Source organism: Dysosmobacter welbionis, from assembly GCF_005121165.3.
GTDB lineage: Bacteria > Bacillota > Clostridia > Oscillospirales > Oscillospiraceae > Oscillibacter > Oscillibacter welbionis.
The window spans coordinates 254,097-276,291 of sequence record NZ_CP034413.3 but is presented as its reverse complement, the minus strand read 5'-3'; the positions used below and the strand labels follow the sequence as shown (position 1 = coordinate 276,291).

Sequence of the window (22,195 nt, the reverse complement as noted above, 5' to 3'; positions counted from 1 at the left end):
AGCGTCCGAAACTGCCCGCACTGCGGGCAGAAGTGGCGGCTGCGGCGACGCCTGCGACGCCATGCCTTTATCCTGCTTTTTCTTTCGTCCTCTCAAATCCCTCCGAAAACGGCTCACATCCGGTTTCAACCCCCTGGTTGGGACTGGGACTCTCTTCCTCCCGGAAAGGCGCACACAAGGCGTTCTGGCGGCCCTGTGCGTTGGACTTTTTGAGGAGTTCTGCCACACGATAGCGGGCGGCAGCCTCCTCTGCCTGCCGGAACTGCCGCTCATAGAACGCTTCGAGTACACCTGAGATAGGGCGGATGGTGTAGAGCAGATTTCCGTTCAGGGGTCTGCCATCTTTGCTTCGTACCATCGTCGGCTCCGTGTAGATGAGACCTTTCTCCTCCAGTTGCCGCACATACTTTGCCACTGTATTTTCACTCATGCCGATCGCATGACCGATGGTTTTGTAACTGGGGTAGCACTGGTAGGTCTTACGATTCTCGCACCGGAGCAGATAGGAATAGATGGAGATCTCACGAAAATCCAGACCGACGCTGAATATCTCGTTTGGTACCATAAAATAGTTTTTCTCTGCGCTGCGCTTGGGCCATTTGTTGAAACTCAATTCATACCTCCTGTATTGTCGTAGAGTCCGATGACGCTCACACAGGGAACAGAAAAATTTTCATTGCTTTTCTGCTGTTTACCTGATATACTTTTATCAGTAAATTTGTGCGTGCCTGTGTGTGCGCCGAGCCGCCGGACTGTTGCCGCAGTCACGGCGGTTTTTGTTTTTCGGGTGTGCTGTGTGATCCACATTCCTCCTTTGCCCTCATCTGTAAACTATCTTTTTCGCCTCCTCCGTGTTAGAATAAAAAGAGGCCGTGCTCCCGGGAACACGGCCAGAGATGGAATGACCTTCCGAGCGGATCGCCGTATGGCGGAGAGCGCTCATGCTCTCATAGATGCTCTGTCAAAGGTCATGTGGATTCGTCGGCGCGGATACCGTGCCGTACCGAACCAGGGGCAACCTCACCCGGGTGAAATTGTCCTTCTATTATTACTTAGAGAAAATTCGCAAAATCGGAAGGTCTGGAATCGTAAATTTTTTGTGAACGCAGAAAGGGTGGTGAGCTCATGTCCTTCAAAGATACTCAGTCGTACAAAGAACTTCGGTCTGACTGGCGCTGGATACATGAAATGGACCCGGAAGCTACCGCTGCCGCAGACCAATGGGTGAAGGAGCATCCAGAGGAGTGGAAGGAGCTGGAGCATATGCTCTACTACAGCGAGGCGAACTTTCACAAGCGTGTAGCACCGGATACTCTGGAGGATGTGGATATAAAGCAGCCCCAATCTTACAATCCGGAAGCGTTCCTGCCGGAGGAAGTACGCAATGCGATTTACAATGACAGACGTTGGTTTGACCGAAGCAAGTATCTGCCAGAGGGTTCTGATGAAGATCCCTTCATGTATCTGGACACCCAAATCTATGACGCCCTGCATGCACTGACCGAACTGCAGAGGGAGATTTTGTTCCGCACGGTCATCAATGGCGAGTCCACTGAATCCGTCGCACAGGACAAACAGTGTTCGTCCAGAAACATCCGGGATATCCGAGCCCGTGCGCTTCGACAGATACGGGCCAAAATCAAAAGACGTGAAGGCTACGGCAGACCCGACGTTGTCATCATTATTTTGCTGTTTATGCTGCTTGTTGGTGTTCCGCTTGCTTGCTGGGGAGAACAGCTTTGGGCCGCATATCCCTGGCTGGAGTCTGTGGCTGCAGTGCTTAGCGCATTGGTTATGGCTGTCATGTTCCAAAATTCCCTTCGCAGAGAAGTAGAACGGCTGCTGCGCCAGCACTGGGCCAGCCTGAATGGATCAGAGAAAAAGGAATAGTCAGTATGAAAAAAGGAGCTGAGACTCGCCGGTCCCAGCTCCTTTCGGCAGTGTGGTGTTATTGTCAGTTTTTACCGTCACATTTTTGTCGACGCTTTTTATCGTCATCTTTTATTGCTTGCTTTTATCGCTCATTTTTAACAACCTGCCCAACGCCGATAGATCCAACCTTTTTTGCTTGGAGGATCTCTGGGCCTGCTTTTTTATGAATGCCAGTATCACAGTCATAGCCAAGGATAGGTTCTGGATTGGCAATGTTGACGATGGCGTCCACCTGCATATTCAGAATATCGTTTCGAACAATGTCAAAAGGCATTACACCACCACCTACTTCATTCCAAAACTATCTATCAGGAGTTTGTAAATATTTTGCATTGTTTGCAAAACTGTAAAGTTGCCGAGCTCCTTTATAGATTAAGTGTTCTGATATCCATCTTTGTGTTTTCAATATAATGGCGATACATTGTTTGCGCGGGAAGAAGGCGTATCTGAATATCCTGTAGCCCCAACTTGCTCAACATATCAAGGGACACAGTTCCTTTTTCGACTATTTCAGCAGAAGAGGTCGGCATGAGGAAGCAGTTCCGCACTGTGCCAATCTGATGTGCTTCCACAAACGGCTGATAGGCCAACTGGTACAAATACTGCTTGGTGATGGACTCAATACCGGGCTGACCACGCAACTTTTTGTTATGCTCCAATTGGATGTTATAGTATTTGGCATCAAAAATAATAAACTGATAGTTCCCATCGGCATTAACGATGGAAATAAGATCTGGGATGAGCGTATCCTCGGCCTGCTTTATAAACAACTCACCGTTTGGAGCATTCCCAGACCACTGCGGTTTATCAATCAAGTCAATGAGTTTCTTATGCCGCATATCACGGTATTGCTCGGCCAACGGCATAGGCAATCGCAGTCCACCGATAGGTTTCTGCAATTGGTTGTCCATCACTTCCGCACAGACTTTTTCCCACACCAGGTTAAAACTGTTTGTGCCGAACATACTGAAACAGTCCAAATCGTCCAGTGCGCTGCTGTTGGCTATATAGGCATATAGCGTTTTCAGCAGAAGCTGTTTCCGGGTATTGAACTGGACATTAAGTTCTTTGACAATGCGCTCCAGGACATACTCCTTGTCACCAAAGTCCTCGATATGCTCATCGGAAATATCGACACCCATAATATCGAACAGATCCAACAGATCGGCATCTCTCAATTCCTCCGTGCAATGAGTGAGGATACACTCATGTAGACGCTTGAAGAAATCGAAATCGTCATTCACACGCTTCATGGTCAGCAATTCCGGGTAATACGGCCGATTGTTGCTTAAGAGAGTGAAAGTTTCGTTGATGGTCTTATCCCAAAGAATGTCACCGGACCCGTTGGATTCAATGATGTCCTGCGTGTTGGTGTAGGCACCATACTCGAAATAATCCTGGAGGAGGAACAGCATAACAGCCAACATATTAAATGCACTGCTGTCGCTCGTATCGTTGTACATACGAATGATCTGTTCCTTGGAATTGTACTTTTCCAGAACCTTCAGCACTTGTTTCAGTTCTGCTTTGGGGGCCGTGGCATCGAGCAGATATTTCGGATAGCATTTCAACACACGACCCTCAATTGTAATAACACCCACAAAAGTGAACACATACAGATATTCGTTTTCACCGACCTCAACATCAGCGATTTCGATGTCTTCGTCCACCAAATCGGTAAGGTCCTTCTGTGTGTCATTTGCTTTTACGGCCTTCAGAACGCCATATTCTTTCAGTCGTTTCAGAATGCGGACAGTCTTTTCCTCGGAGCAACGAAACTCTTTAACCAGGTCTTCCTGGGTATAGCGTTTTTGTTCTCGTAAAAATACTGAAATCATTCTCCATCATCCTCTGGGACATTATCAATAAACTGGCTACTGATTCCTTCGCAGAAAATGTAAACACCCTTGGTGTCAAATTCTCTGCAAATCTTGGAATACTGGTTCTTTGCCTTCTCATCGCAGCCACCGAACAGAGTAATGCGCTTCTGCTTTGCGGCATCATTGAACAGGTACATAATGACCTTGTTCTTAAATATACGGGTAAAGACGGCAGGGTCAATCATTTCACCCTCCGGCAGATTTTTCTTGGAGATGAAATACGGGCCCATCAGTTTATCCTCGTTCACCTTATAAGTGAGCAGCTCATTGTTGATGGCTTTGCGGAGAGCATTCCACTCCACAACACGGCGATAATCGCCTTGACCGAGGACAACCTTTTTGCCAACAATTCCGGCTTCACTGTCATCGATGCCCAAATAGGTGAAGTCCCATCTGCGCTTAAAAGCGGTATCCATCGGGAATACGCCCTGGTCAGCACTGTTCATGGTAGCCCAGATGAACATATTGTCTGGGATGCGAATTTCAGCGTAATCGTCGGGGTTGCCGCCGAGTTCTTCTGCCAGATACTTTTTGATGTCCTCGGATGCCTGGATCGGATATTCACTAACCTCGTCATCACCACGGTCAAGCAACTGGAATACGTCACCGAACACGGCAGCAACATTGGCACGATTGATTTCCTCGATTACAAGCAGGAAAGGCTTGGGTGCATCAGTTCTGCTGTTCTGAAGGGCTTTCACATAGGTGCGCATGAACGGACCGGGTACATAGGAATAAGTAATGGCGTCCTTGCCATCGCTGTCCTTGCAGGGCACCGGCTTGTATGTACCGACAAAATTAGCGTAGGAGTAATCTGGGTGGAAGGTCACGCGCTCGTACTCACCACCATCTGCAAGCAGCAGATCCTTTTCGTGATTCAGCGTAAAACTCTTACCAGTACCAGGGGCACCAAAGAGAATACGGTTACGGGGTTGGTCACTGCTCAGACCTGTAGCGAAGCTGATCGGGCGGATTTGCGCTACAACATTTTCTTCTTCTGTGACAGAAACAGCGGTTTCATCACGACCATGCAGAAGAGAATACAAGTAGCATATATTTTCGCTGTTTTTCAGTTCATAGAAAGTGGTCAGCTTACCTTCACCCTCGAAAGGAAGTGTTTTTCCTTCCTCAAAAACTTTGAGCCAGCGAACAGGTCGGCAGTGACCGTATTCTTTTTCTTCATCAAAGAAGTAACCGCCAGTCACAAGTCCGATAGCAAGAATCTTCTGTCCTGCCATTGCAACTGCGTATGTGGTATCGGCTGCAGCCGAATAGAAACTATTAATCTCGCCATATTTACGCGAGGCCAGCCTGTTATCATAATTCCACTGGCTCTTTAACGCATCGGTGATTATTGCTTTGCTATCAGCATCCTCTTGGTATGCAGCAGAGAGGTCGCCTAATTCGTTCCAACCGATGGCAATGTAGTTATTCTGTCGCCACTCGCCAAAATAGATACCATTGTCGCCTGTTCCAATTCGATAAAATGTTTTTGGAGATCCTATACTATCAAAAATGATTTTTGAAAAGACGATGTTTGAGATACCACACTCATTTACAAAAGCATTGATTTGTCCCATACGGATAAATTGCGCATCAGAAGGAACAATGTTCAAATTGCAGAGAATGTGTTTCTGCCATGCTTCATTGTAAAAGTTGGGCAGGATATGAGGGAACATCATGTGGTAATACTTCAAGAACCACATTTTGGTGATATACTGCGGAATGACAGCGTTCAACTCATTCAGTAGAGCATTGTAGTCGTTGACCGTCGCAAGTGTTTCATGGTTTGCGATAACATCCGCACCGGCCACCAGAGCATCACGGATTTGCTTGCCAATTTCAAGAGCCTCTTCTTGAGACACGGAACGCTGCCCACCTTCACCGAAGGAGGTCTTCCAGGTTTCTTCATTTCTACTGTAGAACAGATTGTATTTGTATGCGGTGCCACCAGCGATGCTGCCAAACTGTGTATATTGGGCATCGAACTCTAATGCATTGCACAGACTGCGATCATTTACGCCGAGAAAAATATACCCCAACAGGTCATCGTCAGAGAGGGTACGTAGTTTTTCCGGGGCATACAGACTTTGAAACTGCTGATACAGAGCATTTGACTCCGTATCCACTTGGACATACTTTTCAGCGGCAAGTCTGAACCACGCAGGAGAGAGATATTCTACCCCATCATTTGGATTCCGTTCTTCCAAAAAACGACGATACAAATCGAGGCCTGCGGATAAGGAGCCATTGCCACGGCTACGGTTGAACTCTTCATATGTAGCATGACCTTTGATGGCAGAAGCAACTTTCTTAAATGTCTCCACATCAGCAATCTCAAAAACAGAGGTAAAAGGGCCGATAGTATCTGCAAACTGGTTTGCAACAGATTTAAGTGCACTGATATACTGGTTTCTGGTATTTTCAGAATATAGCTCACCGTTTGCTTTTGGGAGACGTGCCAGCCAATCCTTAAAGGCGGCTTCGTTATCAACAGAGGTGTCCTCTGCATCGACAGTATTTTCATGACTCTGTTTTATCACAATGTCATGCATTGCAGACAACGGATCTGTGATACCTGAGTAGACATCTGGAAAATCCTGCGCAAGCAATTCCATAAGGGATTTCGTTGCCTGATTGCACTCTTCATAATTGAATGCGCGATGCCCAAGATAAATATCAGCAAAGAGCTTAATCGCCATTGCGATTTCTTCGCGAAAAGCATCTGTTTTGTGAGATAAAGCAATAATATCCGCAATCCGCTTTTCAATGTCTAATTTAAAATAGCGGCCTGCCCGATCCGTAGTTTCCTTGCTCACGCCACCGCCAAAAACGCAATCTTTCACGATGAAAATAGCTTCAGTCGGTGTTTCGGTTTCTGTGCTACATTCAAGCCACATGGACTGAAGCCAATAATTATTTGCACTTAATATGGATAATTGCAAATTGCTTGGCGTTTTCACGCCGCAGGTAGGAGGCAACATCATAAACGCTGACACCACTTTACTCGGGGACACGCGATCGGTCCCGATGCCAAGTTTCATTGATGTTGAGCCGTTTCCTCGTGGTTTAACTTCATATTTTGCTTTTTCATCATCAATAACAACAGACACTTCCTCACCATTCTCGGTTCGGAAGAGATATTTAAACGCAACGATTCGCCCGTTTAAAGTTTCCGGAGAAGTCAAGTGACCATTTTCATCGTAAAACCGACCACCTAAAAAAGCCTGACCGCCGCCACTGTTTGCATTATAGGAGAAATGAAAATCTGCTTCATGCCCAGAATATGTTGCATAATCAGATATTTCGTTGAAATACGACATAAACACACCTCTTTCTGTTCCTATTCAGTACAGTACTGCTTTATACAATTCGCCACATACTTGGCCAAAGCTGGTGGAACAGCATTGCCTATTGCAAGTTCGACATCTGTTTTCGCACCAGGGAAATCAAAAGTATCCGGGAAAGTTTGAATATAGCCACGCTCGCGTGTCGTTAAGGCACGAACACCATCGCATATATCAGCCTTATCAGCATGATGGCGTTTGTAATTATCTGGAATCGGTCTGTTAATGCCACGAATCGTTGCAGCTGGTTCATCTACTGAAAAAACGGCCCGACGATGGTAGCTTCTCGGATGCATATAGTAAAATTCTGTGTTTAGGGCATCACCAAGGTAGTCTCGTACAGTCATTTGCTTGCATGACAGGTTGGACACAAGCGTCTCATCAAGAAAGCCATTTTTTTCGCCAAGCTTACCGATTAGAAAGAACCTATGACGCTTTTGTGGCACGCCGCAGCGGCTTGCATCTAAAACTCGTGTGGTAATACCATACCCAGCATCTACCAACATCTGTTTCAGCGTGGTGACGGTCGAAAAGCGTTCAATATTATAAACATTTTCAAAGACTACCCACATAGGTTTTACTGCGATTACGATTTCTCCAAACCTTATCGTAAGATTTGCACGATTACCCAGTTCTCGCTTTCCTGCTATAGAATAATCCTGACATGGGGGACCACCCATAATTACATCGGGGCGCATATCAGAAAGCTGCTGTATGATATCGTCTTTACTCAAATCCTTTTTGTAAATAGGGTGGGAAAAGTTACTTTCGTATATTTTTATTGCGGCATCCCAATTGTCAAATGCTGCGATAATATCAAATCCTGCATTTTCAAATCCTAAGGACATACCGCCGCAACCCGCAAATAAGTCAATTACCCTCATTGTTATCTCTACTTTCGTTAGACATTATATACCTCATAAGGGCCGAGCCAACATACTTCGCTAAATTGACCGGGACAGCGTTTCCTATCATTGAATTGACATCAGATTTTCCACCAACAAACTGGAAGCTCTCCGGAAATGTTTGAATGTAGCTTCTTTCCTTCGGGGTCAGGCAACGCACCTGTTCTACTGGGACCGGATCATTAGGATGCCCTTTATAGCCTTTCGGAATTGGACGATCAACCCCACGGATTGTCATAGACGGCTCATAAATGCTGAACACGCCCCTTCGGCTGTAATTTGTCGGGACTCGGAAATAATAGCCTATCCCAAGCGAATCACCAAGATAATCATGAATACTCATAGGTGTCTGAGATAAATTACGGCGCAACTCCTCATCTAAGAAGCTATCTGGAGCATCGAGCATTCCTACAACAAACATCCTTTTTCGCGTTTGCGGTACACCACAATACGCAGCATCCAGAACCATTTGTGTTAATCCATAGCCTGCTGTATGGAAATTAGCAATAGCATTACGGAAAGATGTCGTATTGCGAATTGTTGCGACATTTTCCATGACAAAATATTTTGGCTTGACCTTGCTGACAATTTGTGAATAGCAGACTGATAAAATAGCCCTGCCACGGCTTTCGTCTTGATATCCTGCTGTTGAAAAATCCTGACACGGAGGCCCTCCAATAATTAAATCGGGAGCATATGCCGCAATTATTTTAACTGCCTCATCTACATCCAATAGGTCTTGCTCTATAATCGGATGATTGAAATTCATTCCATATACTCGAATCGCGGATTTCCAGTTATCAATACCTGCGACGATGTTGAATCCAGCTTTCTGAAAGCCAAGTGACATACCGCCACAGCCGCAAAACAAGTCAACACATTTTATATTAACCGACATTATATATATTCCTTCCCTAAGTGTTCCTACGAAATCAGCGAAATTACTCCATAGCGCTCTTTCCGCTTTTTACCCATTCTTCCAGCTCAGAACGTTTGAACTTCCACTGCTTACCGATTTTGTGAGCGGGCACATTTTTATCTTTTATCCATTTGCGTAAAGTGACTGGTTTAATATTAAGAAACAACGCTGCATCTTCGATACTAATATAGTTTTCGTTGATTGAATTAGACATATTTGGCACACCTCGTCTTCGTATGTTTCCGCAGATTCATTTCTATATTATACTGAGTGTTTACGTCTTTTTCAACCATTTTGAACATATTTCGTATTATTTCCGCTATTCGTTGATGCTTGCTATATCATTGTGTGCCCGTATACTTTTCAGCAAAAATTCTACATCTATTGATTGCCATAGGTTCGGACTATTGGTTTATTACGTTTGTCGCCGACATTTATCACCGATTTTTTATCGCCGATTTTCAAGGTGGCTTTTTCATTGTTTATGCGGCGCAGTTTTTGAGGTCATCCCATGATGCCGATTTTGTTGCCGTTCTCGTACATATCCTCGGCATACTCGACATGGTTGGGGCCTTTGCTTTGTATCCAGCCAAAGCCGGGGACATAGACCATGTCGCCAGACGGAGGTTCAATGGTTGTTTTAGCTACGGGCGGTTCTGCAGCTCGCTCCGGGGTGAGACCATAAGACGCTTCCGGGACAGGTACTGGCTCCGGGGCGAGCTGGACTGCGGGTGTTTCTGCAGGTGCTGACTTCGGTTCTGCGACGGCCTCCTGGGTCTGTTCCGGCTGCGGAATCACAGCCTTTTCTTTCTCTGACGAAAGTGCCGTTTCGGCTTCTGTTTTGATTTCCACAACGGTCGCTTCTGGGGCGCTTACGGCAGGTGTTTGGTGCGGTGCGGGTGTTTCCCCGACCGTTTCGGCCTGCGGCCACACGGCGGCACACAGGGCCATACAGGCGGTAAATGCTACGGTGATGATGATACGCTTTTTCATTTTGGCTCCTCCTCTTTGCGTGTGAAACGAGCGCCCAGTCTCCCAGTTCGGCAGGAGACCAAGCGCTCGTTTTTATAGTTGTTCAGTTCCATAGAGAGCTGCCACGCCAGCTCAAATCCGGAGATGAAGCTGTCGATGGAAGTGTCTTCGGCAATGCGGTCCTTGGCATCGATGATCTGGAGTACCAGCCTGCGTTCGGGTTTCTCCAGCACCTCAATCAAAGCTTTGTGGCAGTCCTCTATTTCTTGCCGGGGTACCGAAAGCTCCGGCGGAGTGTAGAAGCAGTCATATAGTTCTTTGATCAGCTTGTATTTCATGGGCTTCGCCTCCTTGTGACACAGACATATACCACACCTTTTGCGGAATAGCTATTAGAACTTCAGAAGATTATCCAGAATATTTGCCGCCTGTTGCAGTTCGCTCTGGGTGGCCTCATTTGGTATATCTTCGTCCTTTTGTACCTTGTGGGGCAGATAGGGTTCATAGTTCTGCCTGGTGATCGTGGGGCGGTAGTGTCCAAGCATCTGCGCCAGTTCCTTGGTATCCATGCCGTTCTTCAGAGCGAGGATGGCGCAGGTATGGCGGAGATCCACATACCTGATATGGTCGATGCCCGCTTCCTTTATGATCTCATCGTGCATCCGGCGCACCATCTGCGGCGAGTAAGGTTTCAGCGTGGCCGGGTGCATAAACATGAGCGGACTGCTTGGGTGCTTGTCGTGTTCCCTGATTAGGAGGTCGATTACCTCTGGTGTCAGTGCTATCGTCCTTGTCTGACTGCCGTACTCCACCAGCTCTCGCCGTACCACGGCACGGTTTTCTGCGATGGTCAGCGTCCGATTTTCGATATCAAGGTCGCTCCATTTCAGGGCGATTAGCTCGCCTTGGCGTAGGCCTGTCGTCAGCGCCAGCATGAACATGGGCAGGTAGCCCAGCCGCTCGGCAGCGTCCAGATAGTCCTCCGTTTCCAGAGGCGTCATGATATTCGCTTTCACCGTTGTGGACTTGCGGTAGCGGAATGCCTTGGCGGGATTCTCTGTTAGGAGACCGTCCCGTATGGCTTGATCCAAGCATTGCTGAAGCAGGCGGTGGATGTGCCGCATGGTTTCTTCTCCCAAGCCAGAACTGCCGGTTCGATGATTGCCGAAGCGCTTCCGTTCCTCCAGAAATTCTCCAACCATCTCCGATGTCAATTCAGAGAGCGGTATATCACCCAAACCGGGGAGAATATGGTTCTTGAATACATAGTTGTGTGCCGCATAGGTAGTCGGCCTGCTCTGATGCTTGTCATAGGTTTCCTGCCAGAAGCTGATGTATTCCTGAAGTGTCATATTCCCACCTCCATGCACTGGCGCTGCAGATCCCGAAAGGCCACCCACGGGAGCCTGGCCTGTTTCAGGATCTTCTTGTGTAAGTAGTAGAACTCGTGGAGCTTGTAGGGTACTCCGGTCTTAGGGTTCTGGAACACATATGATGAACTGGTTTCTGATATCCGCGTCAGGAGATACGCCGCTTTCTCATTGAGCGTCAGCAACCGTTGGCCTTTGAGGATGTACCTGCAGCGGATATGAAAATCGGCCCACGACAAGGTGATCAGTTCACATTGCCGCAGGCCGCTTGATAGTCCTGTATAGATGACGGGAAGTACGCCGAGCTGCTCCGCTGCGTTCAGGTAACGCTGGAGCTGCCCCAATCGCAAAGGGGCTGTTTTGTATTCCTCTGCCTTGGGCTCCTGGCAGAGCCGCACCGGGTTGTAGGGAATAAGCTGGTCCTGTGCCGCTTCGTCCATGCACCGCCGCAGAAGCAGGTGGACGCACCAGACGCTTCTGGCGCTGAGTCCCTGACTCCGTAGCGTCTCATAGAAATCGGTGATGGTCTGCTCTGTCAGGTCAGAGAGCGCCACACTTCCGATGCCGGGGATGATGTGGCTGTAAATCAGATTGCGGTACCCGCCCTCGGTGTTGCCGTTCCATTTATGGCGGTTGGTGATGAACCACCGGCCGCACCACCGCCCGACTGTCATGGTATTTTCTTTCTGCATATCGTCGCCTCCTTTTGGCAAACGAACAATATCACAGAAAGCAGGAAATAGCTACCGGAAAGAACGGAATATTTGCAGGAAAACTACCGTTCCGAATAACACCGACATTATTCGGAATAATATAGTTGATTTTATTCGGAAGCGTGGTTATAATATTCTTGACGAACTGCAATGGAGGTGTTCCAATATGACGATCAAAGAAGCGGCTGCCGCTTGGGGGATTACCGAACGGCGGGTCAATGCACTTTGCAAAGCCGGACGCATTTCCGGCGCGTATAAGGAGGGCAGGCAGTGGTTTATCCCGGACAGCGCTCAAAAGCCGATGGATAAGCGTGGTCATCGGAGTGCGGTGGAGCCCGCAGTATCATCTGCGCGCAAGCCGTTGCCCATTGGCGTATCTGATTACCGGGACGCCTGCAAAAGCTACTACTATGTAGACAAGACCTTAATGATCAAAGAGTTTCTGGACGAGCGCCCCAAAGTATCTCTGTTTACCCGCCCCAGACGCTTTGGCAAGACGCTTAACATGGATATGCTCCGCACTTTCTTCGAAAAGACGACCGAGGACACTTCCGTTTACTTCAGAGATAAGAAAATCTGGTCCTGCGGAGGATCCTATCTTGCCCATCATAGAAAGTACCCTGTGATCTTCCTGTCCTTTAAGGATGTTAAATACACCTCTTGGGAAGAAACCTATCAGACGCTCCAAAAGCTGATCGCACAGGAATTCCGCCGTCACGACGAGTTGGCATCCAGCTCCGCACTTAGTGATTACGAAAAAGAGGAATACTCCCTTCTTGCAACAGAAGCTGCTGACGAAGTGGAATATCAAATGTCCCTGCGGACACTGACGCTGCTCCTCCATAAGCACCACAATGTCGCACCTATCGTCATCATTGACGAATATGATACTCCCATTCAGCAGGGCCATGTGAGCGGCTTCTACGACACGATCATCGGGTTCATGCGAAACCTGTTCTCCGGTGGTCTGAAGGACAATCCGCATCTGAGCTATGGTTTCCTGACCGGCATCCTGCGTGTTGCCAAGGAAAGTATCTTCAGCGGCCTGAACAACCTGAAGATCAACTCGATTTTAGACGAGCGCTACAGTGAATATTTCGGCTTCACTTCAAGCGAAGTACATGAGATGGCGGACTACTATCATGCTTCTGATAAATATCAGGAGCTCTGCGATTGGTATGATGGTTATCTTTTCGGCAATACCGAGATTTTTAATCCCTGGTCTGTTATTGGATACTTCAATAATAACTGCCGTCCCAAAGCGTTCTGGCAGTCTACCGGAAGCAATGACATCATCCGCGAGGTGCTGGCTTCTGCAACGCCGGATATTATGGAGCGTCTGGAGCTGTTGATGAAGGGCGAATCCTTCGTTACGCACATTGACACTGGCGTCATTTATCCGCAGATTCAGAATGATCCGTCCTCTGTTTACAGCTTCCTGCTGGTGGCAGGTTATTTGAAGGCTGTGAGCTGCGACCAGTCTTACGGCGAGGATTATATGTGCGAAGTAGCTCTGCCCAACAAAGAGATTTCTTTCGTCTACAGCAAGGAGGTCCTCTCTCAGCTTGAGAATATTATTCCTCGTTCCGTTGCTATTGCTATTCAGGAAGCTATCTACAAGGTAGATAGCGACTCACTGCAAAAAACTTTGGAGAAGTTTCTGCTCCAAACAATAAGTTTCCACGATGCTGCCGACGAAACATTTTACCATGGTCTGATATTGGGTATGTGCGCTGTGATGGACAACAGCTATCGCATTACCTCCAATCGCGAAGCTGGTGATGGACGATTTGATATTCAGATGCTTCCTTTGAATAAGCGGCTTCCTGGTATTCTGATTGAATTAAAGGCTGGAAAAGGCCGCTCTGAAGCACAGCTTGAAGACCTTGCTAATGTTGCCTTGCAACAGATTAACGACCGTGCATACAGCGTTGATTTGCAGGCAATGAATGTTACGTCAATTATAAAAATCGGCATTGCATTCTCAGGCAAAAGAACACGTATTGCTGCCGAAAGGCAAAACATCGAATAAACGTCTTCGTTCAGCAGGCTGGCTATCATCCAAGTCAGCCTGCTGTTTCTTTGTCATCGCGCTTATTTCTTTGTTTATGCGGCGCAATTTCTGAGTTATTCTCTGCGATAGAACCGTCTGATGAAGGGGTAAATCCGGTGAATGACCCTACCTGATCTGAACAAAAAGATGTCAATGTTCAGAATAGGTAGGGTCATTTTATGCCAGAAACCATTGTGCCACAATGGTTTCTGGCGTTCCTATTATAGAGGGCACTATGTCACCAAACAAATGCAAACAGGGCGAAATCAAGACGCAAAACGCGCAATCGATGGAATCTGCCCCCCAGCTGTGTCACTGGGATACGGATTCATGATTTGTCACTCATGAACGCATCTTCAACCTGGCATGGCGTCAGATTTTTCAAGGTACGATGTGGGCGCTGGGTGCTGTAAAACTCGATATAGGAGGCAAGGCCACGCTTGAAAGCCGCCTCTGAGGTGTAATCCTTCCGATACAGATCTTCCTTCTTTAGGGTGGCGAAGAAAGACTCCGCAACAGCGTTGCCATGAGGTTTCCTCGAATTGGAGAAAGATTGCACCACTGCGCGCTCATGAAGCAGTTGTCGGAACCGATGTGAGGTATATTGAGCCCCACGGTCACTGTGAAAAATGAGGCCGGTATCGGGAGCTCTCTGCTCCCATGCGTCCTTAAATGTGGAGGTAATCAACTGGGTGCTATTCTTCCTGGACACTTTATAGGCAACAACCCTGCGTGAAAACAGGTCTAGAATTACGCAGGTATAGAGATAAAGCTCCCCCAGTTTAAAGCAGGTAACATCACTGACCCAGATTTGATTGAGCCTGTCCGCCTGGAACTGTTGACGCAGGACATTCCGTTTCTTTTCTGGCTCATGAAGTTTCATGTAATCCTGCTTCGCAGTACTGCGGATGCTGGTCAGCCCCATCTCCTTCATCAACTTTGCCACATATTCTGGGCTAACCTGATGACCTCGTTGAACAAGAATAGTGCGGATCTTTTCAGCACCCAGCACCTGACGATACTCATCAAATACTTCACGGATCAATCCGCAATATTCCTCTCTGCGTTTTTGGAACCAAGCATTGCTCCGCTTATTTCGGAGAATATGGTTATAGAAGGTTCCGCGGGAGACATTCATAGCTTCACAAAGAGTGTGTACGTCGTATTGGCCGTATAACAACTCCAGTTCTCCTAACCGCTCCTTCAATGGAGCATGGACCGTGCAGCCGACAGTTTGCAAAATAGCGACCATGTTTTCTAATTTGGCAACTCTGCGAAGAAGTGCATCATACTCTTTGACGGTATAGGTGCGTTTTTCGTCCGGAACCACTGGGCAGTATATCTTCGCCCAGCGGTAGATCGTCCGTGCGCAGACGCCGCATTCTGTACATAATTGCTGGATTGGCCTGCCCTGTCTGTACTGTGTGATGATAGCGGTTTTCTCTTGATCTGTGTAGGTCATGGTGTTTGCTCCTTTCATGTGATATGAATTAGCATATCACATGAAAGGAACTACCCTATTTTGGATTATGAATTGTACTACACCGCATATACCATTAACAGAAATCTGATTCATGTCTCTATGAGAGTAGCATTGTAAATCTACCACAATTATGCCATAATGAAATTGTAATAACGTTATATTCGGCACCGCAGGGAGGGCTATACATGACGAATATCCCCGTTGACTGGAAGGTTTTTGAGTCCAAGTTTTCTCAGAATCCCAGGGCTGCCTTTGAGGGCCTTGTCACCACGCTGTTCTGCCACGAGATGGGGCTTTCGCACGGTATTTTCCGGTACTTCAATCAACCATATATCGAAACACAGCCCGTGATGGCTCCGGATGGCCTTTTGACCGGATTTCAAGCGAAATACTATGATGCTTCCACTCGGATTTCATCTAAAGAAGTGGATTTCAAAAATGCTATTGCGGATGCAAAGCAGAAATATGCAGGAATCAGCCGGATTATTTTTTATATTAATAAGGAAATGTCTGTCAGCAAGCGCCCTCATACCCAGAAGCCCATATATCAAGAGAATATCGAAACACACGGCGAAAGCCTTGGCATCACTGTTGAATGGCGGGGGCCAAGCCATATCGAGCAGATACTTTTGGCACTACCCACAGTAAGAGATTTATATTTTAACCCTATGCCGGGTCTTTCCCAGTGGGTTGAGCAGATCCAAAACCGGAGTGACTCCATCCGTTCCAATATTCAGTCGGAGATTCCGTGCCAGGGTGAGCGGATCAAAATCTATTATGATATGCAGAAGCTCGATGTACTATGGGAGTCGGAAAAAGCTGTCTGTATCATATATGGTGACGCAGGGACGGGTAAATCTGGCGTAGTGAAGGATCTCATTTCTCGGCGGCAGGAGCAGGGCGATGAGTTTGCCTGCTTCTTGTTCTCTTCCACCGACTTGGATGTGGAGGAAGAAAGTCTGTTTTTACGCAAGTATGGAAACTACCAACTGGAAGACTTATTTACCCTCTACAGTCAAGAGAAGCGAAAGGTCTGTGTAATTGAATCCGCTGAGAAGTTCTCCGCACTTAATAGCCCACAGGTATTTGCTGCCCTTGTCCATAAATTCATTGACCACGGCTGGAAGATGATCTTCACCATCCGTACCGTATACAAGGACAGCTTTTGCAATATTCTCCTCAAAGACATCGCTTATGACGAGTTTCGGGTGGAGAGCATAGCTGATGAGGTGCTAGAAGCGATCTCAGAGCAGTATCACTTCCCACTTCCCCAAAACCAGAATCTTCGAAGCCTCCTGAAGGATTTCTTCTATTTAAAGCTGTACTTAAAGCTAGATCCGGCTGGCTTGGATTTGGTATCCTCTGAGGAGCTGTTTCTGCAGCAGGTCTGGAAGGAGGTCATCTGTGACAGCCACCGTCGCGCAGAAAACCTCCCCGTCCGACGAGAGGAGATGGTAACGCACATCGTGTTCTCTATGCTGCAACGGGGATCCACCATTTACATAAGCAGTGCCAACGATGACTATATGGCGCTGACCGCGCTGGAGGATAGCGGAATTATCGCCGTTTACGACAACTCTCCACGTCGGTGGATGATGAGTCACGATGTGTATGAGGAGCTGATTATAAAACACATTTTGACCCAGCGGTACCAGGAGGGAATAGAGGCCGAGAAGGTTCTAGAGGGGTTCGGCCTATCTCTACGAGCCAGGAAGCTGTATCGCATCTGGCTGGAATCCGTTTTTGCTAGCGGTGGAGGTCGCTATGCAGATTTTTTGATCTCTATGCTCCAAAGCGGACTGGATCAGGCTTGGAAGGATGAGACGCTGATCGCACTGATGCAGTCTGATCAGGTGGACTGTTTCCGGGCAATCGACCCCATTCTGAGTCAGGAACGATACTCTTTGTTCACCCGCATGGTCTTTCTACTGAACACCGCCTGCCGTGACATCGACCGGGAACTGTTAAAGAAACTGTCCACGCCAACAGGGAACAAGTATCGCTTCACCTGCCCTGTAGGACGGGCTTGGTTTACGGTCTTTCAATATATTTATAATAACCGTGGCCTGATTCCTTGGACAGCCCAAAATCTGGACATCGTCACTAATACATTGAAAACATGGACAGCGAAATATGAAACAGGAGAGACAACGGGACTGGCGGGGAGGATTGCCCTCTATTTGAAAAGTGAGATATGGAAAAGGGAGCGGTATCCCTATACCCTTCGGCGAGACTCGCGATTTATCACCCTTACCGATGTGATTTTGGCTGCCGCAATGGAACTGAAGCAGGAACTGACCGACATCTTCCAATCCTTTACAGATACACAGACGGATGATAGTTACAAGGAAAACTATTTACTCCTGCAAAAGAGCCTGTCCAATGTTTATGAATGCGGAAGAGTTTGCCAGGCAATTCCGGAGCAGGTACTCAGTCTTGCGGAGCGTTATTGGTGCGACTCTTCTCAACGAGAACATAATGACTATTCTCATGACAGCATGGAGTACTATTTCGGCCTGTCCCACAGCTTGGATATGAAATACAAGGCGGAAAGCGCCCTTCAAACTCCGCTGTTTTTCCTATTACAGGAGGCACCAATCCGGGCGTTGAACACGATCCTGCGGATCATGAACTACGCCACAAACTGCTACAGTTCTTCCAAATTGGCAACAGAGTATTCTGAATGTTCTCAGATTGAAATCCATTTCACTGACGGCACGGTACAGCGACAGGTGTGCAGCGACAGACTGTGGAAGATGTACCGAGGTACTCATGTAGCACCCAAGTTGTTGGAGAGCGTGTTGATGGCACTGGAAAAATGGCTACTGGATTTGGCCGAGTTTACCGAGGAGAAAACCATATGCCAGTTCTGTGAGTATCTGCTGAGGAAATCCGCAAGCGCAGCCATTACTGCCGTGGTACTGAGTGTGGTGATTGCCTATCCAGATAAGCTCTTTCCCATCAGCTGTATTCTGTTGAAGACCAAGGAGGTCTTTGTCTTCGACATCGCCCGACTGCAGGCGGAGCACAGTGCCGATTTTCTGAAAGGAACGCTGGCATCTCATCGCTGGTTCGACCATGAGCGGATGGAGACCAATGCACTACCCTTCCGAAAAAAGCAATTTGAACAAGTTTTGGTGGACTACCAGATTGAAAAAGGCATTCTGTCTGAGAATGAGCTGGAAGAGAGAAAGACACAGCTGTATGCCGCATTTGACGAGGCAACCCAGAGCATCGATTCCTGGGAGGAGGTATATCAGTTTGCGTACTATCGGAGCGACCTTCGAAGGCGTCAGATTAGTAGCCAGAAGGTGTCCCAGGACAGAGTGATGATCTCTGTGGTGCCAGATATGCCGGAAAATCTCACAGCCCTCAGCGAACAGGCCCAACGCAATTATGAGGACTTTATGCGGCATGTACCGCTAATGCTTTGGGCAGATGCAAAACTTCGAGGCAATCAGGAAGCTGCCCAACAGTACCCACAGTTTGAGGGCGGTATCGAGCCAGTGGTAAATGAGATCTATCAGATTCTGGAGGAGGGAGAAGCGGACTCCCACGACATTTCCAGTGCCGTAAATGCCTGTGCAGTCCTTTTACGGGAGCGACGGACGGCTATAAATGAGACAATGCTTGCCTTTTGCACCGAGGTACTTCTGGCGACCTGTCTGAACTTTTTGAATCGAGATTGCCATCTAGGTCCCTATGAGTTGAATGGAGTTATCTCCGCAGTGGCAAGTCTGGTTTCCAGTGACGACTTCATCGCCGATTGGTCTTCTCCACTTTTCATGCTGCTGGCCCTTGTGATGTATAACGGCAAACAGAATGAAGCGCTGAACAGTGTGGCCTCCATCCTTTGGCCCTCCGCCCCCAATGTGGCCCGAAAGCTAATGCATACCTATGCGGTGCTCGCACCCCGATATTTCTCCCAAGTCCTTTGCTACAACGGCATTTCTACAAGGACCTTTTTTGAGCAGCACAGTCAAGAAATCCAGGCGCTGTTTCAAGAGGAGGTCTCCGATTTAGAAGACATCCCTTTGAGCGGCCTTGAGGTTCACCAACTGATTGCCCTGCAGCGGATGATTCCGTCCGGTAATGTAGAAGGCTCCTTCGTTTTCGTATTAAAAATCGGGGACCGGGTCTGGGGTACATTGCTCGGACCTGAGGACACGGACAGAGACGGCTATCAGGACTACGAAGGAGAGTACGCATATACACAGTGGCTCGGCGACTATGTTCTGGGCCTATCTGCGGAGCAGCAGAGCATCTTTCTGGACCATTTGGTGAAGCACGTGAAATACGGCAAGGAATTCACCCGCTTTTTGCGGGATGTTATCCAGGCCGAAGATATTAAACCTAGGTATAGCGCCTTTTGGGGATTTTGGGATTTGCTGAAAAACTACATCTTCTCTGCCTTCGAACGGGCCCCCGAATTCGAGCAACAGATGGATGAGGATCGGGCCATCAGTTTTGGAATAGGAAATGTCCTGACGGAGTATCTTTTGGCAGGACCTGAATGGAGAGAAGGCATCACAACCTGGCACTCCCTCCGGGAGGACTGTGCGGTCTTTTATAAAACGGCAGTAAATAGGACGGGAGCACATCCGGCAATTTTGTACTCTGTCGGTCGGGTATTGAACAGCATCGGTTCCCAAGTGTTCTTTGAAGACGGCGTGGAATGGCTCAGCGACATTATATCCAACAACCCCCAGCTGCGTCAAACCGCTCTTCCCACAAACACTATCTACTATATGGAAGAGTATATGTACCGTTATGTTCAAAAGCGGCTGTACCTCTTCAAATCGGATGCCCTGCGTAAGCACAAGGTTTTAAATGTCTTGGACTTTCTTGTAAACAGAGGGTCTCCTCTCGGATTTTTGCTACGAGAAGACATTATATAGCATCCTTTCAGCTAGGCAGCTGTTGATTAAGCGATCTAGTTAAGATAAGAAAAGCTAGTGCAGATGAAAACAAATAGATGGGATATAGATTTTGTGGGCTACTACACTTCAATGATTTGAACGCCCCCCGCCTAATCTGAATAGTTTGTATGAGACTGACGGATTAGGTGGGGGTGTTTTATGGCTGAAAACCTTGACACAGCAAGGTTTTCAGCCATTTTCATATCTGCAATAGAAATGGGACATGAAAACACAAAAAACTTGAAATCGATTTACAAAACAGAAGATTTCCGAAATCTGAACCCCTATATGCCAACCTCTTAGGATTGGCACCACTACGTTTGGTAGTCTTCCTCCATCTGGCATGGAGTCCAATTTTTTAATGTGCGATAAGGCCATGTTGTATTGCGGAATTCAATATATGAGTCGATCCTGTTCTTGAACTCTGATTCAGAAGCATAGTCCCTCCGATTTTGAAGTACTTCGGACACAGATCAACCCCATCTCACGCATAGATATCAGCCACAAATCTTGTGTTGACCTTGTGCTCCCTCTGCATGAGAATCATGCGGATTTTCTCAGCGCCAAGCAGATCCTGTCTGCGGACATTGAATTTCCATCCGCGCTCCCCTCACGGTGAGCGACGATCACCTCACATCCAACGCTTCGTCCGGCTCGGATTTCAATCCACGCTCCCCGTAAGGGGAGCGACAAGAGCAGCAGGCCGCCATTGACGCCGCCGTGAAATTTCAATCCACGCTCCCCGTAAGGGGAGCGACGGGTCCTGCGCCATCAAAGCGAGTTCCCGGTAAAATTTCAATCCACGCTCCCCGTAAGGGGAGCGACTCTTGTGGTGGATGCCCCTTCCGGAGCCGCCGGGATTTCAATCCACGCTCCCCGTAAGGGGAGCGACTCTCCGCTCTGGTGCACCGTCTGGAGACGGAGCTATTTCAATCCACGCTCCCCTCGCGGAGAGCGACCGCCCGCCTGATGGGCTATGAGGTGGTGGAGGATATTTCAATCCACGCTCCCCTCGCGGAGAGCGACGTCAAAGTCGTGGACGGTGTGGCCGTCCGCTTTATTTCAATCCACGCTCCCCTCGCGGAGAGCGACACATGCTGGAGGGGACGGCGGTGCTGTGGGAGGAATTTCAATCCACGCTCCCCGTGAGGGGAGCGACCAAGCCAGGGATACAACGGATCCGGATTAAGGGTATTTCAATCCACGCTCCCCGTGAGGGGAGCGACAGCGAAACAGCACAAAGGCACAGGTATGTTTTGTGACAAATGTGCAATTTCGTAAACTGGAATGGCCAGGAGCCGTGTCTGTGTCACAGTTCGCACGCTTAAATTTACGGAAATCTCCTGTCCATTTGATGATATTTGAGTGCGAACCTGCCGGGAAAACGATGTTCGCTTCCCCTTCGCACTCAGAGGATCAGAGGGGCCTCCGGTTGGTAGCTGCGCTGATTGCCGAAGTGCTCGATCTTGTTTTCATAGCGCTTTCCCAGATAGTAAAACCGCAGACTATCTCTTTCCGGGTCCATGATGGAGAGCAGTTTGGCCTGCAGCACCTTGCACTGGGCAGTGTCCAGCATACACTCAAAGACGGAGTTCTGGACCCGCTGGCCGTAGTTGACGCACTGCCTGGCGATCTGCCGCAGGCGTTTGCGGCCGGCGGGGTCCTCCGTGTTCACATCATAGGTAATCAGTACCAGCATTCG

At 48.1% G+C, this 22,195-nt stretch carries 17 protein-coding genes; 3 read left to right on the top strand and 14 right to left on the bottom strand.

Going from position 1 to position 22,195, the window contains the following annotated elements:
- Positions 1–67: 67 nt before the first annotated feature.
- Positions 68–613 carry a helix-turn-helix domain-containing protein gene (locus tag EIO64_RS01440; protein ID WP_136890717.1) on the bottom strand — a complete coding sequence of 182 codons (546 nt, stop codon included), beginning with the start codon at positions 611–613 and terminating at the stop codon, positions 68–70.
- Entirely contained in the window at positions 610–807 is a 198-nt protein-coding gene (locus EIO64_RS01435; protein ID WP_136890716.1) for a hypothetical protein, read from the bottom strand. Before EIO64_RS01435 ends, EIO64_RS01440 begins: the two co-directional genes overlap by 4 nt.
- Before the next feature lie 318 nt (positions 808–1,125).
- Between EIO64_RS01435 and EIO64_RS01430 the strand changes: the two genes are divergently transcribed.
- Positions 1,126–1,890 carry a sigma-70 RNA polymerase sigma factor region 4 domain-containing protein gene (locus EIO64_RS01430; RefSeq protein ID WP_136890715.1) on the top strand — a complete coding sequence of 255 codons (765 nt, stop codon included), beginning with the start codon at positions 1,126–1,128 and terminating at the stop codon, positions 1,888–1,890.
- A gap of 124 nt (positions 1,891–2,014) precedes the next feature.
- Here the strand turns inward: EIO64_RS01430 and EIO64_RS01425 are convergent, their stop codons facing one another.
- From EIO64_RS01425 to EIO64_RS01380, 10 genes are all read right to left on the bottom strand, one after another.
- Positions 2,015–2,206 carry a macro domain-containing protein gene (locus tag EIO64_RS01425; protein WP_136890714.1) on the bottom strand — a complete coding sequence of 64 codons (192 nt, stop codon included), beginning with the start codon at positions 2,204–2,206 and terminating at the stop codon, positions 2,015–2,017.
- A gap of 91 nt (positions 2,207–2,297) precedes the next feature.
- Complete coding sequence (locus EIO64_RS01420) at positions 2,298–3,770, bottom strand: LlaJI family restriction endonuclease (protein ID WP_136890713.1); 1,473 nt, start codon at positions 3,768–3,770, stop codon at positions 2,298–2,300.
- Positions 3,767–7,135: an AAA family ATPase gene (locus EIO64_RS01415; RefSeq protein WP_136890712.1), complete on the bottom strand. Its 3,369-nt coding sequence runs from the start codon at positions 7,133–7,135 to the stop codon at positions 3,767–3,769. Before EIO64_RS01415 ends, EIO64_RS01420 begins: the two co-directional genes overlap by 4 nt.
- A gap of 20 nt (positions 7,136–7,155) precedes the next feature.
- Positions 7,156–8,043, bottom strand: a complete 888-nt coding sequence (locus EIO64_RS01410; RefSeq protein WP_136890711.1) for a DNA cytosine methyltransferase — start codon at positions 8,041–8,043, stop codon at positions 7,156–7,158.
- Positions 8,030–8,914 (bottom strand): DNA cytosine methyltransferase, encoded by an 885-nt coding sequence (locus tag EIO64_RS01405; protein WP_249390761.1) that lies wholly within the window; start codon positions 8,912–8,914, stop codon positions 8,030–8,032. The genes EIO64_RS01410 and EIO64_RS01405 overlap by 14 nt, the downstream gene beginning before the upstream one ends.
- 91 nt (positions 8,915–9,005) lie before the next feature.
- A complete protein-coding gene (locus EIO64_RS01400) occupies positions 9,006–9,197 on the bottom strand; it encodes a helix-turn-helix domain-containing protein (protein WP_136890709.1) in 192 nt (63 codons plus the stop codon).
- A 290-nt stretch (positions 9,198–9,487) separates the two neighbouring features.
- On the bottom strand, positions 9,488–9,976 hold the full coding sequence (locus EIO64_RS01395) for a DUF6550 family protein (RefSeq protein WP_136890708.1): 489 nt from the start codon (positions 9,974–9,976) through the stop codon (positions 9,488–9,490).
- Positions 9,973–10,293, bottom strand: a complete 321-nt coding sequence (locus EIO64_RS01390) for a DUF6809 family protein (RefSeq protein ID WP_136890707.1) — start codon at positions 10,291–10,293, stop codon at positions 9,973–9,975. Before EIO64_RS01390 ends, EIO64_RS01395 begins: the two co-directional genes overlap by 4 nt.
- 54 nt (positions 10,294–10,347) lie before the next feature.
- On the bottom strand, positions 10,348–11,307 hold the full coding sequence (locus EIO64_RS01385) for a tyrosine-type recombinase/integrase (RefSeq protein WP_136890706.1): 960 nt from the start codon (positions 11,305–11,307) through the stop codon (positions 10,348–10,350).
- Entirely contained in the window at positions 11,304–12,017 is a 714-nt protein-coding gene (locus EIO64_RS01380) for a tyrosine-type recombinase/integrase (RefSeq protein ID WP_136890705.1), read from the bottom strand. The genes EIO64_RS01385 and EIO64_RS01380 overlap by 4 nt, the downstream gene beginning before the upstream one ends.
- Positions 12,018–12,204: 187 nt before the next feature.
- Here EIO64_RS01380 and EIO64_RS01375 point away from each other — a divergent pair, with 187 nt between their 5' ends.
- Complete coding sequence (locus tag EIO64_RS01375; protein ID WP_136890704.1) at positions 12,205–14,070, top strand: AAA family ATPase; 1,866 nt, start codon at positions 12,205–12,207, stop codon at positions 14,068–14,070.
- 349 nt (positions 14,071–14,419) lie between these two features.
- Here the strand turns inward: EIO64_RS01375 and EIO64_RS01370 are convergent, their stop codons facing one another.
- Positions 14,420–15,553, bottom strand: a complete 1,134-nt coding sequence (locus EIO64_RS01370; protein WP_119311101.1) for an IS3 family transposase — start codon at positions 15,551–15,553, stop codon at positions 14,420–14,422.
- 206 nt (positions 15,554–15,759) lie between these two features.
- Here EIO64_RS01370 and EIO64_RS01365 point away from each other — a divergent pair, with 206 nt between their 5' ends.
- On the top strand, positions 15,760–20,472 hold the full coding sequence (locus EIO64_RS01365) for a hypothetical protein (RefSeq protein ID WP_136890703.1): 4,713 nt from the start codon (positions 15,760–15,762) through the stop codon (positions 20,470–20,472).
- Positions 20,473–21,901: 1,429 nt separating this feature from the next.
- Here EIO64_RS01365 and cas2 read toward each other — a convergent pair.
- Positions 21,902–22,192: a CRISPR-associated endonuclease Cas2 gene (gene cas2 / locus EIO64_RS01360; RefSeq protein WP_025543469.1), complete on the bottom strand. Its 291-nt coding sequence runs from the start codon at positions 22,190–22,192 to the stop codon at positions 21,902–21,904.
- Positions 22,193–22,195: the final 3 nt, after the last annotated feature.

Excerpts from the sequence above, each read along its gene's own strand:
- EIO64_RS01415 (WP_136890712.1), bottom strand. The coding sequence starts at position 7,135 with ATGTCGTATTTCAACGAAATATCTGATTATGCAACATATTCTGGGCAT.
- EIO64_RS01370 (WP_119311101.1), bottom strand. The coding sequence starts at position 15,553 with ATGACCTACACAGATCAAGAGAAAACCGCTATCATCACACAGTACAGA.
- EIO64_RS01375 (WP_136890704.1), top strand. The coding sequence starts at position 12,205 with ATGACGATCAAAGAAGCGGCTGCCGCTTGGGGGATTACCGAACGGCGG.
- EIO64_RS01420 (WP_136890713.1), bottom strand. The coding sequence starts at position 3,770 with ATGATTTCAGTATTTTTACGAGAACAAAAACGCTATACCCAGGAAGAC.
- EIO64_RS01395 (WP_136890708.1), bottom strand. The coding sequence starts at position 9,976 with ATGAAAAAGCGTATCATCATCACCGTAGCATTTACCGCCTGTATGGCC.
- EIO64_RS01400 (WP_136890709.1), bottom strand. The coding sequence starts at position 9,197 with ATGTCTAATTCAATCAACGAAAACTATATTAGTATCGAAGATGCAGCG.
- EIO64_RS01435 (WP_136890716.1), bottom strand. The coding sequence starts at position 807 with ATGTGGATCACACAGCACACCCGAAAAACAAAAACCGCCGTGACTGCG.
- cas2 (WP_025543469.1), bottom strand. The coding sequence starts at position 22,192 with ATGCTGGTACTGATTACCTATGATGTGAACACGGAGGACCCCGCCGGC.
- EIO64_RS01425 (WP_136890714.1), bottom strand. The coding sequence starts at position 2,206 with ATGCCTTTTGACATTGTTCGAAACGATATTCTGAATATGCAGGTGGAC.
- EIO64_RS01390 (WP_136890707.1), bottom strand. The coding sequence starts at position 10,293 with ATGAAATACAAGCTGATCAAAGAACTATATGACTGCTTCTACACTCCG.
- EIO64_RS01385 (WP_136890706.1), bottom strand. The coding sequence starts at position 11,307 with ATGACACTTCAGGAATACATCAGCTTCTGGCAGGAAACCTATGACAAG.
- EIO64_RS01365 (WP_136890703.1), top strand. The coding sequence starts at position 15,760 with ATGACGAATATCCCCGTTGACTGGAAGGTTTTTGAGTCCAAGTTTTCT.
- EIO64_RS01410 (WP_136890711.1), bottom strand. The coding sequence starts at position 8,043 with ATGAGGGTAATTGACTTATTTGCGGGTTGCGGCGGTATGTCCTTAGGA.
- EIO64_RS01405 (WP_249390761.1), bottom strand. The coding sequence starts at position 8,914 with ATGTCACTTGGCTTTCAGAAAGCTGGATTCAACATCGTCGCAGGTATT.
- EIO64_RS01380 (WP_136890705.1), bottom strand. The coding sequence starts at position 12,017 with ATGCAGAAAGAAAATACCATGACAGTCGGGCGGTGGTGCGGCCGGTGG.
- EIO64_RS01430 (WP_136890715.1), top strand. The coding sequence starts at position 1,126 with ATGTCCTTCAAAGATACTCAGTCGTACAAAGAACTTCGGTCTGACTGG.